The organism is Neisseria lisongii, assembly GCF_028463985.1.
GTDB classification, from domain to species: domain Bacteria; phylum Pseudomonadota; class Gammaproteobacteria; order Burkholderiales; family Neisseriaceae; genus Neisseria; species Neisseria lisongii.
This window is the reverse complement of sequence record NZ_CP116766.1, coordinates 594,556-607,629: the sequence shown is the minus strand read 5'-3', so window position 1 is coordinate 607,629 and position 13,074 is coordinate 594,556. Positions and strand designations below refer to the sequence as shown.

Genomic DNA, 13,074 nt, shown 5'->3' with positions numbered 1-13,074 from the left:
GATAATTCGGAAGCTGTTTTATTTTCCCGACCAACACATCATTTTCAGACGGCCTTACCGCAAGGCCGCAAGAAAGGTACACATACTATGTCGCAACTGGCAAACGCAATCCGCTTCCTCTCAGTCGATGCCGTACAAAAAGCCAACTCCGGCCACCCCGGCGCTCCGATGGGCATGGCAGAAATGGCCGAAGTATTATGGACGCAGTTTCTCAAACACAATCCGGCCAACCCGAAATTCTACAACCGGGACCGTTTCATTCTCTCCAACGGCCACGCCTCGATGATTCTCTACAGCCTGCTGCACCTGACCGGCTACGATTTGTCGATTGACGACTTGAAAAACTTCCGCCAACTGCACAGCAAAACCCCCGGCCACCCCGAATACGGCTACACCGACGGCGTAGAAACCACCACCGGCCCGCTGGGACAAGGCATTGCCAACGCCGTGGGCATGGCACTGGCAGAAAAAATCCTCGCCGCCGAATTTAACAAAGACGGTTTCAATATCGTCGACCACCACACCTACGTATTTATGGGCGACGGCTGCATGATGGAAGGCGTATCCCACGAAGCCTGCTCGCTGGCCGGCACACTGGGCTTGGGCAAACTGATTGTGTTATACGACGACAACAACATCTCCATCGACGGCAAAGTGGACGGCTGGTTCACCGAAAATATCCCGCAACGCTTTGAAAGCTACGGCTGGCACGTTGTCCCCAACGTAAACGGCCACGACACCGGTGAACTGAAAGCCGCCATCGAAGCCGCCCATGCCGAAACCGGCAAACCCTCGCTAATCTGCTGCAAAACCCTGATCGGCAAAGGCGCAGCCAACAAAGAAGGCAGCCACAAAACCCACGGCGCACCGCTGGGTGCGGAAGAAATCGAAGCCACCCGCAAACATCTGGGCTGGAATCATCCTGCGTTTGAAATCCCGCAAGATATTTACGACGCATGGAATGCCAAAGAAAAAGGTGCCAAACTGGAAAACCAGTGGAACGAACTCTTCGCCCGCTACCAAGCCCAATTCCCCGAACTTGCCGCCGAATTTATCCGCCGCATGAACAAAGCCTTGCCGGACAACTTCGATGCCGCCGTCCAAGCCGCATTGCAGGAAGTGTGCAGCAAAGCCGAAACCGTCGCCACCCGCAAAGCCAGCCAAAACAGCATTGAAATGCTGGCAAAAGTATTACCCGAATTTGTCGGCGGCTCGGCAGACCTCACCCCCTCCAACCTCACCGACTGGTCAAACAGTGTGTCCGTAACCCGCGAACAAGGCGGCAACTACATTCACTACGGCGTACGCGAATTCGGCATGGGCGCAGTGATGAACGGCATGGCGCTGCACGGCGGCATCAAACCGTTCGGTGCCACTTTCCTGATGTTCAGCGAATACGAACGCAACGCCCTGCGCATGGCCGCCCTGATGAAAATCAACCCGATTTTCGTCTTTACCCACGACTCCATCGGCTTGGGCGAAGACGGCCCGACCCACCAACCGATCGAACAAACCGCCACCCTGCGCCTGATTCCGAACATGAACGTATGGCGGCCTTGCGACACCGCCGAATCACTGGTCGCATGGGCAGAAGCCGCCAAAGCCCCAAGCAGCCCGTCCAGCCTGATTTTCAGCCGCCAAAACCTCCCGTTCCAAAACCGCAGCCAACAACAGTTGGACAACATCAAACGGGGCGGCTACGTTTTGCGTGAAGCCCAAGGCCAAGCCCGTGCCGTGATTATCGCCACCGGTTCAGAAGTCGCATTAGCGCTGGAAGCCCAAACCAAACTGGCAGAACAAGGCATCGGCGTAAATGTCGTATCCATGCCCTCCACCAACGTATTCGACCGCCAAGATACCGCCTACAAAACCACCGTCCTCCCCGAAGGCTTGCCGCGCATCGCCGTAGAAGCCGGCGCAAGCGACGGCTGGTACAAATATGTCGGACTCAACGGCGCAGTCGTCGGCATCGACCGCTTCGGCGAATCCGCCCCTGCGGAAGAACTGTTCAAACTGTTCGGCTTCACCGCCGACAACGTTGTCGCCGCCGTCAAATCCGTGCTGTAACGGCCAAACCGACAAACGCAAAAAATCAGGCCGTCTGAAAATCGAGTTTTCAGACGGCCTGATTTTGCAGCGTCCCATCGTCCAAGACAAATCCTCTAAAAAATGCTATGCTTGGCACTTTCAATCCTTTATCTGATTGTCTGAAGCAATGAAAAAGTTTCTTATCCCGACTGCGGCTGCCGTTGCCGCCGCTGCGCTGGGTACGCCCTATTATCTCGGTATCAAAGCGGAAGAAAGCCTCACCGCCCAACAAAAACTCCTGCAGGAATCCGGTTTTCTAACCGTTGAATCCCGCCAATACGAGCGGGGCTGGTTTACTTCTACCGAAACCACGGTTATCCGTCTGAAACCGACGCTGCTTCACAATACCGAAAAATATCTGCCCGACAATCTGAAAACCGTGCTGCAACAGCCGGTTACCATCGTCAATCATATCAAGCACGGTCCGTTTGCCGGCGGGGTCGGTACTCGGGCATATATCGAAACCGAATTTAAATACCACCCTGAAGCCGAAAAAGTCCTTTCCCGCTTCTTCGGCGGGCAAACGCCGGTTAATATGACCAATACCGTGTATTTCAACGGCAGCGGCGAAATCAGTCTGAATGTTCCCGCATTCGATTATGAAGAACTTTCCGGCATCAAGCTCAACTGGAAAGGCCTCGGCGGCACAACCGCCTACGGCAACAATTTCGATACCTACCGTCACGACTATCTTGCGCCTGCGTTGCAGGTCAAACTGGCGGACAAGGGCGATATTGCCTTCAACGGCCTGCACTTCCAATCTGAAACCACCGACGGCAGCAACCGTCTGTCGCTGGGCAAAAGCAGCCTGATGCTCGATAATTTCCTGATGCAGTGGAAAGAAGGCATTGATTACAATGTCAAACTCAACGAGCTGGTGAATTTGGTTACCGATTTGCAAATCGGTGCCTTTATCAACCCGACCGGAACTGTTGCCCCGTCCAAAATCGAAGTCGGCAAACTCAAATTTGCTACCGACACCCGTGAAGCCGACCGCTTTATCAACAGCGAAGGCCGTTTCCAATTCGAAAAACTGGCTTACGGCAACGAGCAATACGGTCCGCTCGATATCCACATCGCCGCCGAACACTTAGACGCACCGAGCCTGCTGGCGCTGAAAAACAAACTGGCAGAAATCGCCGGCCGCAATATGAGCGAAAGCGAAATTCAAAACACCTTAATTCAGACGGCCAAAACCGAAGCCTCCGGTTTGTTTACCCAAGATCCGGTGTTAAACGTCAAAACCTTTACCTTTTCCATGCCGCAGGGCGAAGTGGATGTTAAAGGTTCGCTCGCCTTCAAAGGTCTGACCGTCAAAGATATGGACAACTTGGCCGATATGCTGGGCAAAACCCATGCCGATTTCGATATCCGAGTACCGCAAAAAATGCTCGAACAACTTGCCGTAAACCAAGCCCGCAGCATTTTCAGCGTCAATCCCGAAGACGAAGCCGCCGGCCGTGCCAATATCGACGACATCAACGAAACCCTGCGGCTGATGGTGGACAACACCCTGCAGGTGATGGCGCGCGACCAATATCTGACGCTGGATAAAAACAACGTCCGCACCCGCCTGACCTTGCAAGACAACACTTTGAAACTCAACGGCAAAGTTCTCGAACGCACACCCGAACCGGAAATTCCCGAAAGCGACCTGCTGCCGGAAGACAGCGAAACACAAGCTGCTCAATAAGGATTTAGGAACATCTGTCCGACAAGTAGTTAGGCCGTCTGAAAATTAATTTTCAGACGGCCTGACTGTATTTTTTCCGGCAATCCTGCCGCCTTTCTTACCCGCCATTTTTTCATTCACCTACAAAATCCTGTTTTAGCGATTTCCCCTGTTTGTATTTTTATTACAGTACAATTTTTAGAATAATTCCCTATTTATCTCCATAAATTCAGTAAATTTCACTGCTATCATTTTTAATATTCAGTTATCATCAATGCTAAAGGCGGCGTATAATCAGGGCTTTACTTAATTTAACAGGAGTGAGTGATTTATGTCCTCCCAACCTTCCCGTCAAACGTGGTCCAGCCGTTTGACTTATATTTTGACCGTGGCCGGTGCGACTGTCGGCTTTGGTGCGACTTGGCGCTTTCCGTATCTTGTTGGTGAAAACGGCGGCGGGGCTTATGTGTTTTTGTTTTGTATTGCCATGTTTGTTATCGGTATTCCGATGATTTTGGTGGAGAACGTTATCGGCCGCCGCAAGGGTGTGAATACTTTGGATGCGTTTGCCGGTACGATGAACGGTAAACCGGTTGCCAAATTTTGGAAGCTGGTCGGCTGGAGCAGCCTGCTCGGTGCGTTCGGGATTATGGCTTATTATATGGTGCTGGGCGGCTGGGTCATCAGCTATATCGTCAATATTATCGGCGGCGGTTTGGATATTTCGCAGCCGGTCAGCGGTGAATTGACGAAGGCGTTTTTTGTGGAACATATTGAAAACAGCCCGTGGGAAATTGCGTTTTATACTTTGCTGTTTGTGCTTGTTAATCAATGGATTTTGGTTAAGGGTGTGATTGGCGGGATTGAAAAGGCGGCGAAATATCTGATGCCGCTGCTGTTTGTGTTCCTGATTGCGATGGTGGTGCGCAATGTTACGCTGCCGGGGGCGATGGAAGGGATTACTTTTTATCTGAAACCGGACTTTAGCAAAATTACGCCGCAACTGTTTGTGTTTGTATTGGGACAGGTGTTTTTTGCTCTGAGCTTGGGCTTTGGTGTGATGATTACGCTGTCGAGCTATTTGGATAAAAACGAAGATTTGGTGCAGACGGCGGTGATTACTGCGATTACCAATACGCTGATTGCGGTGTTGGCCGGTTTTATGATTTTCCCGTCGCTGTTCAGCTTCGGCGTTGCGCCCAATTCCGGCCCGACTTTGGTGTTCCAAAGCCTGCCGATTGTGTTCTCCAATATGTGGGCCGGCCCGCTGTTTGCGGTGATTTTTTTCTCGCTGCTGCTGATTGCGGCGCTGACGACTTCGCTGACGATTTATGAAGTGTTGATTACCACCATTCAGGAAAAAACCAAAATCCGCCGCAGTATGGCGATTACGCTGGTGTTGGCGGGTATTTTCGTTTTGGGCAACCTGCCGTCTATCCTGAGCTACGGCCCGTGGAAAGACGTGTCGGTTTTGGGACGCAATATTTTTGATGCGTTCGACTATATCAGCGGCAATATTCTGTTTATGCTGACCGCCCTCGGCTCGGCGCTGTTTGTCGGCTTTGTGATGAAAGACGAAGCCAAAGACGAGCTGCTGTATAAGGGTAATCATACTACGGTGAATATTTGGTTTATGTATGTCAAATATCTGGTGCCGCTGGTAATTCTGCTGATTTTTGTCAGCAACCTGTTTTAAGCATACTGTGTGAAAGCGAGGCCGTCTGAAAACCTGATTTTCAGACGGCCTCGCTTTTAAACGACATTGCCGCAGATACACCGTTCTCCGTTATAATAACCGTCTTCTTTTCCCATTCCGATTTCTCCATGAAACTCAATCCCCAACAGCTGGCGGCGGTTCAATATTTGGGCGGCCCTTTATTGGTGCTGGCCGGTGCCGGTAGCGGCAAAACCGGTGTGATTACCCAAAAAATCAAACATCTGATTACCCACATCGGCTACCCCGCCCATCAGATTGCGGCGATTACTTTTACCAATAAAGCGGCCAAGGAAATGCAGGAACGCATTGCCAAAATGCTGCCCCGCAATCAGACCCGCGGCCTGACCATCTGCACGTTTCACTCGCTGGGAATGCGGATTTTGCGGGAAGAGGCCAAACATATCGGTTACAAAAAAAACTTCTCGATTCTCGACTCGACCGACAGTGCCAAAATCATCGGCGAACTGGCCGAAATGACGGGCAAAGAAGCGCTGTTTAAAGCCCAACACCAGATCTCATTGTGGAAAAACGATTTAAAAATGCCCGAAGCGGTTTTTCAGACGGCCTCAAACGAATGGGAAAAGCAAACCGCCCGCCTGTATGCCGGTTATCAGGCAACCTTAGAAAACTATCAGGCGGTGGATTTTGACGACTTAATCCGCCTGCCCGCCATGCTGCTGCAAAACAACAGCGAGGTGCGCAACAAATGGCAACGCCGCCTGCGCTATCTGTTGGTGGACGAATGCCAAGACACCAACACCTGCCAGTTTACCCTGATGAAACTGCTCACCGGCTTGGAAGGCATGTTTACCGCCGTCGGCGACGACGACCAGTCTATTTACGCTTGGCGCGGTGCGAATATGGAAAACCTGCGTAAAATGCAGGAAGACTATCCGCAGATGAAAATCATCAAGTTGGAACAAAACTACCGTTCCACCGCCCGCATTTTGAAAATCGCCAACCAAGTAATTGCCAACAATCCCAAACTGTTCCCCAAAACCTTGTGGTCGCAACTGGGCGCAGGCGAAATTGTCAAAGTCGTTGCCTGCCAAAACGAACAGCACGAAGCTGAATGGGTGGTCAGCCAGATTGTCAAACAAAAACTGGTCGGCGGCGACAAAACCCGATACGCCGATTTTGCCGTACTCTATCGGGGCAACCATCAAGCACGCCTGCTGGAAGAAGCCCTGCGCTCCGCCCGTGTCCCCTACCAATTATCGGGCGGACAGAGCTTTTTCGACAAAGCCGAAATCAAAGACATCTTGGCCTATATCCGCCTGCTCGCCAACCCGAATGACGACCCCGCCTTTCTGCGTGCCGCCACCTCACCCAAACGGGGCATAGGCGACGTAACCTTGGGCAAACTCAACCACTATGCCAAAGAACACGAATGCAGCCTGTATGAAGCAGCATTAAACGGCAACGCCCAAAGCCTGCTCGCCACCGCCAACCAAACCCACCTGCAGGCATTTATGACCATGATGGAACGCTACCGCAACATGGCCGAAACCGAAGATGCCGGCCAACTGCTCAACGATTTACTCAAAGAAATCAACTACGAAACCCACCTGCTGAACAACGAAGACGGCAAAGCCGGCGAAATCAAATGGCGCAACGTCTGCGACCTCGCCGGCTGGCTGGCGAGAAAAAGCGGAGAAGACGGCAAAAACATCATCGAAATCGCCCAAACCATCGCCCTGATGACCCTTTTAGAAGGCAAAGACGAAGAAGAAATCGACAGCGTCCGCCTCTCCACCCTCCACGCCTCCAAAGGTTTGGAATATCCCTATGTGTTCCTGATCGGCTGCGAAGAAGGCATTCTGCCGCACAGCGACAGCATCGAAGAAAACAACGTCGAAGAAGAACGCCGCCTGATGTATGTCGGCATTACCCGCGCCAAACGCCAACTGACCCTGACCCATTGCCTGAAACGCAAACGGCAAGGGCTGCTGCACTTCCCCGATCCCAGCCGCTTCATCGCCGAAATGCCGCAGGAAGACATCAAAATCCTCGGCCGAAAAGACAGCGACCCCATCGTCAGCAAAGCCGAAGGCCGCAGCATGATGGCGGACATGATGCAGATGTTAGCGGACAAAAGCAAAAAAACGGTAGATGGCTGATATACAAGCAGTTGTATTTTTCACTTTGTCAGACAAAAATACATAAATATCATTAAATTACTGATTTATATATATTCAGCTATAGACCGCAGAACTGCGATTATTTGCAAACTGACAACGCTGCCAGCCCTTCTGCCACAAACATCACTTTTTTCTTCCAAACAATATCTTGTTCAAACTGTGTAAATGGTGCGAGAAAGTCGGTAGCTGCCAAGTTGTCTGCCGATGGGGTAAACCCGATTTCTGCCAATGCGCCGTCTGCTTTGCTGCCGAGCAGCCACCAGCAGCTTCCTTCCCGTCCGCCGATGCTTCCTGCTTCAAATGCCCAGCCGAGTAAGATTTGTCCGTCAGGATTGTGGGCGAGATAATTTTGTGCCAGCCAGACGGGTTGCCAGTGTTGATGGGTATCTATGCTTAAAAACAGGGTTTCGGCCTGTATGTTCCAAAGCTGCGCCAGATGGAAAACGGCGGCATTATGGGTGTTTGCCATAAAGTCTAAGGGGCTGGGAGTTTGGTGTTGGTGGACGGCGGCAAATGCCCTATCGAATTTTTCCGGCGAGCTGTATGGCGATGACAGGTAAACGGCGGTTTGGCTGTTGATCCGGTGTTGCAGCGGTAATGCGCCAAGCAGCGCCAACTGGGTAAACCGTGCCTGACGGCGGCTGTCGATGCCGTATTGTTTGAGTTGATGGCGCAGGTTTTGATTGTTACCTGCTTGGTCGGGGAAAAAATGATGGTAGGCGTGCAGATAAAGCGTGTTCATGTGTTGCCTTAATGTTGCCAATGCAGCAGCCAGCCGACATTGCTGCCGCCGAAGCCGAGGAAATAGTTGAGATAAAGGCCGTCTGAAACCGGCGTTCCGTGTGCCAAGGGTAAATGTTGCGCCTGATTTTGATAAGGCAAAGGCGGGAAATGCCCCGAACGCAGGTTTTCCAGCAGCCATGCTGTTTCCAAAACGCCGCTTGCACCCAAGGTGTGGCCTAAAAACGGTTTGGCCAGCAGCCATTTGCTGTTTGGCAATGTTTGGCGCAACAGGGTTTGTTCGTCATCGTCAAATGCACCACCGATACCGTGGGTTTTGACAGCGGTAATGTCTTCGGGAGTGATTCGGGCTTGGCCGGTTATCTGCTTCAGCAGTTGTTCTAAAACGGCGACGTTACTGTTGGTCAGGTTGTGATGGTCGGTAACGGAGGCGGCGGCAAGAATTTCGCAGCCAAACGCTGTTTCTGCAGTGCTGCTCAATGCCAAACAGGCAATGCCTTCCCCCAAAATCATGCCTTGAGGCTGGACAAAGGGGCGGTAGGTTTCTTCTTGCGCCAATAAATTCATGGCATAAAAATGCTCGAAAGTGAAACGGTTGAAATGTTCCAAACCGATAACTATGGCTTTGCTGCAGCCGCCGCTGCGAATCATTTGATATGCGGCATAAACGGCTTGCGCCGATGAGGTGCAGGAAGTGGCGAAATGGAATACGGGCGAGCAGTAGCGCTGCTGCAGGTGGCGGCCGAGGGCGGCAAGGTTGTAATCAAAATCCAAGGTTTGGTTTTGGCTGAGGCGGTATTCCAAATCGGTTACCGTATAGCCGGTCGAACCCAATAAAATCGGAATTTGCGGCAATTCCCGCCGCTGCCAGCCCTGCTGCTGCAGAATATGGTCGATATGAAAATCCAGTTGGCGGTGAATTTCTTTGATCGGCGTAAATATGCCGTCAAAGGCTTTGAAATACGGCAATTCGTTTTGCTGGTTTAAAAACTGCGCCGCCATTTTTTTTGTGCCTGAGGCCGTCTGAAAACTGCATGAATGAAGATAAACTCTGTTCATGATGATTGGTGGGTTTCCCGGATAAAGGCTGCCAAATCGCGCACCGTCATCATGTGTTTGCGCACCATGCGGTCGCCGTTTAAACGCACGCCGAAATGCGCCTGCAGGGCAACCGTAATTTGCAGTGCATCTAAAGAATCAAGCTGAATGCGGCTTTTTTCGCCAAACAGATATTCGTCATCGCTCAATTCATCGGGCAAAAATTCGTCTTTTTCGGTTTCTTGCACAATCAGTTTTTTTAATTCCCGCTCCAAATCCGGGGCGGCTAAAGTAAATTGATAAGCCATTAAAATCGCACCTGTTTTTTTAATTGATTGCGGTAAATCAACACCGCCGTTGCCAATGTGGCGGCGGCAAATGCGGCCAAGCGCCACAATATCGGGCTGATTTGCTGCAAGTGGTAGTGGTTCAGCAATAAATTCTGAAAGCCGGTCAATGCCCAGCCCATTGGTGAGAATTGGGCAATTTGCTGCATAATTTCAGGCATAATATAAACAGGCACCATAATGCCGCCCGTTGCGGCCATAATAATAATGCCGCCACCGCCCAGCACAACCGCTTGTTCTGTTGTGCGGGCAATCACGCTGATCAGCAATCCGTAGCCCAGTGCCGCCAAACTGACGGCGGATGCCAACACTGCATAAGCCGTAAAATCGCCGGAAAGGCGGAACATCGGCATATCTAACAGGGGCAACACAAAATAGCCCAATGCAATCATCCCTAAAAATTGGAGCTGGTTAATCAGGAAATAGGGAATCAACTTCGCTACCACCAGTTTCCACGCCGATGCCTGAGCCAGCCGCAAACGGGTAATGGTATTGGTTTGGCGTTCCATTGCCATCACATTAGAAAGCGGAATCATAATAAAAAACATCCCGAAAATCAGCCACGCCGGCACGCTGTGTTGCACGGAATTGGGCTTGTTCACGCTATCGCCCTGACGGTTCAGATAGCGTTCCTGCCACATATTATTGTTTAAATAGGATCTAATCTGGGTGAATTTTTGTTCTAATTCTTGATTAACTTGCTGTTCAATTTTTTTTACTTGTTTAAGATGATTGTTTTCTAAATGGATTGTATTGTCAGCGAAATAATCGTTCAGACGTTGTTGCGTATAGTGTTTTTGCAAAATACCTTTGATACCGGACAGCCAAATCAGATCCACGCTCGGATTTAAGTGCAATTCCAGCCCTTGATCCTGTTCTAAAAGCGTTTCCGCACTATTGCGGTTAATCACCAATAATTCAAATTTGCCTTGTTGCAATCCGTTTTGAAATAAGGCTAAATCGGTGAGATCGCCTTGCCGAATATTTAAATTTTCTTCCGCCAAAGCCTTAGCAAAGGATTGATTCAATGTATTATTCTTTTCCGCCAGCAACACAATTTCGCCACTGCGTGATAATTCATTCCCTTTGCTCAATGCCGCCGACATAATCAGCATAAACAGAATCGGCATAATAAATAATACTGCCACACCGTGTAAATCACGGCTCAATAAGCGCAGTTCTTTAAAAATAGAGACTAATAACATCATTTGCCGACCTGATTTGCCAAGAAGTCCAAATAAAACCGCTCTAAGGAATGGTGTTTGTTTTGTTGCAAAATTGCTTGTACCGTGCCTTGATAAATGAGCTGACCTTGATTTAACAGAATTAATTTTGAGCAAAGTTGCTCAATTTCCTGCAAGTAATGGGATGTATAAATCACGGTTACCCCTTGGCGGGTCAAATCTGCAACGGCATCTAAAATAAATTGTCTGGATTTGGGATCAATCCCCACGGTAATTTCATCTAAAAAAATCACCGAAGGGCGGTTAATCAAACCAATCGCAAAATTCAGACGGCGTTTCAAACCGCCGGAAAGATGTTTTGCCAATTTGGCTTTATGTGCGGTTAAACCTGTTTGCTCCAATAATTGCAACAGCCATTTTTTATCGCTAATCCCATAAAGTGCGGCAAAAAATTTCATATTTTCCCACACTGAAAGCAAGGGATAAAACGCAAAATCCTGTGGCACAAGGGAGATTTGCTGGCGTTGCTTTTCGCTCAGGCGGGCAAAGGGTACGCCGTCAAATAAAATCTGCCCGGATTGTACGCTTTGCAAACCAGCGAGCAAGGACATCAAGGTGGTTTTGCCTGCCCCATTCGGGCCTAATAAACCGACACATTCGCCCTGTGTAATAGTCAATTCAATATTGCTTAATGCTTGATATTGCTGATAAAAATGGTTTAATGCGTTAATTTGAAACATTTTTTAAACTTCGCCATAACAATTCTTCCTGCTCAGCAATCTTGCGTAAAAACACGGCAATTTCACCATAGCCTTGTTCTGTCGGTTTACGGCATTGTTTTACGCATAAACTGGCAAATTGTCGCCATTGATCGCCGATTGCGGTCATTTGTTCCGATGCTTGTTGGTATGCAGGTTGTTGGCAAATGTCCGCTGCCTGTTCTAAAAAATAGGCATACAGATAGCGGAACCCTGCACCGCCTGTGCCGATTTCTTCCTGCATCCGCACAATATGTCCGAGATAGAGTTTTTTATATTTTTCCGATTTTTTACTGGTTGCCAGTTTTTCAATGGATTTGGCAACCGAACAAATGCCTTTTACGCCCACAAAAAATAGTGGGGCTAACATCTGTTTGGCATTTTTGCGAATGGCTTGATGAATGAGCGTTGCCAATTCGGGCGGTTGTTCGGGTTTACTGTCAAGGTAGTACATCAAGCCCTTTGACGCTAACGCCCCTTTGGCAAAGCGGGCTTTTTGCAAATCGTCTTCATTGCAACGTTGCACGCTCTCAAATACGGGATCGCTAATCAAATACTCGTGCTGTTGTTTACCGTAAACCAACAAATTATGGGCATTAAAATGAAACCGCATTTCGGGCGGGAAATAGGGCAACCAGAAAACAGACGTTTGCAAACCGACTAATTTTTGTTCCGCTAACGCCTGATCTAAGGCTTGTTGCCCCAAAAGAGCGGTGGAAAATTTTTGAATTTTTAATTTGATCCCCAACGCCTTGCACACATTTTTGATAATGGATCGGGGTGGCATACGGTAAGAAATCAACGGCATACCGCTGATCTTAATGATCGGTAAATAGACAAAAGTCAGGGCGTGAGCCAAACCGAAAACCATCGCCTCATTTAGCTCAATACCCTGTGCTTTCAACATCGTGGACATCACCCCGCTTTCGCAATGGGCGGTGTGTTGGTGAGGGAAGTTTGCCTTATTCATCGTTTATTTCCAACTTGCAACCAAACGCCTCCCGATATTTCGCCAGCGTTTTTTCTGGTAATTTAGCGAATATTTCGGGGCGGAAATGCCGTCTGATTTGCCATTTCCATAGCCCAGTGGTTTGGGCAAGGCTGGTTTCATCGTAGCGGTATTTGTACATTAAATAATAAATTACCGATTTTTCGCCGTTTTTGACCGCTTGTAAGGCGTTCTCAGTTTGAGCGTCCAACTCGGCGACCGCTTGTTCGGTGGCAAATGCCTCATCTTGCCAACCGCTACTGGTGGCGGTTTGGTATTGTCCGTTTTGGGTGGCGTAAATCACTTTTTGATGTCCGTGATAGGTTTTACTGTTGTCTTGCGGAATATCGTCAATTTCCATAAATTTTTCCGTAGGGTGCGTGTAAACGCACCATTTTTC

10 protein-coding genes and 1 pseudogene are annotated in these 13,074 nt (G+C 49.6%); 4 read left to right on the top strand and 7 right to left on the bottom strand.

All coding sequences use genetic code 11. The annotated features are described in order from the left end of the window. Positions 1 to 87: 87 nt before the first annotated feature. The 4 genes from tkt (at position 88) to rep (ending at position 7,597) form a co-directional block, all read left to right on the top strand. Entirely contained in the window at positions 88 to 2,067 is a 1,980-nt protein-coding gene (tkt, locus tag PJU73_RS02770) for a transketolase (RefSeq protein WP_237090919.1), read from the top strand. A gap of 148 nt (positions 2,068 to 2,215) precedes the next feature. Beyond that, complete coding sequence (locus PJU73_RS02765) at positions 2,216 to 3,781, top strand: YdgA family protein (RefSeq protein ID WP_237090917.1); 1,566 nt, start codon at positions 2,216 to 2,218, stop codon at positions 3,779 to 3,781. A gap of 310 nt (positions 3,782 to 4,091) precedes the next feature. Continuing rightward, positions 4,092 to 5,456, top strand: a complete 1,365-nt coding sequence (locus tag PJU73_RS02760) for a sodium-dependent transporter (RefSeq protein ID WP_237090916.1) — start codon at positions 4,092 to 4,094, stop codon at positions 5,454 to 5,456. 128 nt (positions 5,457 to 5,584) lie between these two features. Further along, on the top strand, positions 5,585 to 7,597 hold the full coding sequence (gene rep, locus PJU73_RS02755) for a DNA helicase Rep (RefSeq protein ID WP_237090915.1): 2,013 nt from the start codon (positions 5,585 to 5,587) through the stop codon (positions 7,595 to 7,597). A gap of 100 nt (positions 7,598 to 7,697) precedes the next feature. Here rep and PJU73_RS02750 read toward each other — a convergent pair whose 3' ends face one another. The 7 genes and pseudogenes from PJU73_RS02750 to PJU73_RS02720 form a co-directional block, all read right to left on the bottom strand. Then, a complete protein-coding gene (locus tag PJU73_RS02750; RefSeq protein WP_237090914.1) occupies positions 7,698 to 8,360 on the bottom strand; it encodes a hypothetical protein in 663 nt (220 codons plus the stop codon). Between the two features lie 8 nt (positions 8,361 to 8,368). Further along, on the bottom strand, positions 8,369 to 9,418 hold the full coding sequence (locus tag PJU73_RS02745) for a beta-ketoacyl synthase N-terminal-like domain-containing protein (protein ID WP_237090913.1): 1,050 nt from the start codon (positions 9,416 to 9,418) through the stop codon (positions 8,369 to 8,371). Next, positions 9,415 to 9,705: an acyl carrier protein gene (locus tag PJU73_RS02740; protein WP_237090912.1), complete on the bottom strand. Its 291-nt coding sequence runs from the start codon at positions 9,703 to 9,705 to the stop codon at positions 9,415 to 9,417. Before PJU73_RS02740 ends, PJU73_RS02745 begins: the two co-directional genes overlap by 4 nt. Further along, positions 9,705 to 11,084, bottom strand: a complete 1,380-nt coding sequence (locus PJU73_RS02735) for an ABC transporter permease (protein WP_307727554.1) — start codon at positions 11,082 to 11,084, stop codon at positions 9,705 to 9,707. Before PJU73_RS02735 ends, PJU73_RS02740 begins: the two co-directional genes overlap by 1 nt. After that, a pseudogene (locus tag PJU73_RS02730) lies at positions 11,018 to 11,668 on the bottom strand (ABC transporter ATP-binding protein); the annotation flags it as partial. The gene PJU73_RS02735 and the pseudogene PJU73_RS02730, both read right to left, overlap by 67 nt. Continuing rightward, the gene (gene darH, locus PJU73_RS02725; RefSeq protein ID WP_237090911.1) at positions 11,655 to 12,656 is read right to left on the bottom strand and encodes a BtrH-related acyltransferase DarH; all 1,002 of its coding nucleotides are present in this window, start codon (positions 12,654 to 12,656) and stop codon (positions 11,655 to 11,657) included. The pseudogene PJU73_RS02730 and the gene darH, both read right to left, overlap by 14 nt. Beyond that, complete coding sequence (locus tag PJU73_RS02720; RefSeq protein WP_237090910.1) at positions 12,649 to 13,035, bottom strand: DarG family dialkylresorcinol biosynthesis protein; 387 nt, start codon at positions 13,033 to 13,035, stop codon at positions 12,649 to 12,651. The genes darH and PJU73_RS02720 overlap by 8 nt, the downstream gene beginning before the upstream one ends. Positions 13,036 to 13,074 lie beyond the last annotated feature (39 nt).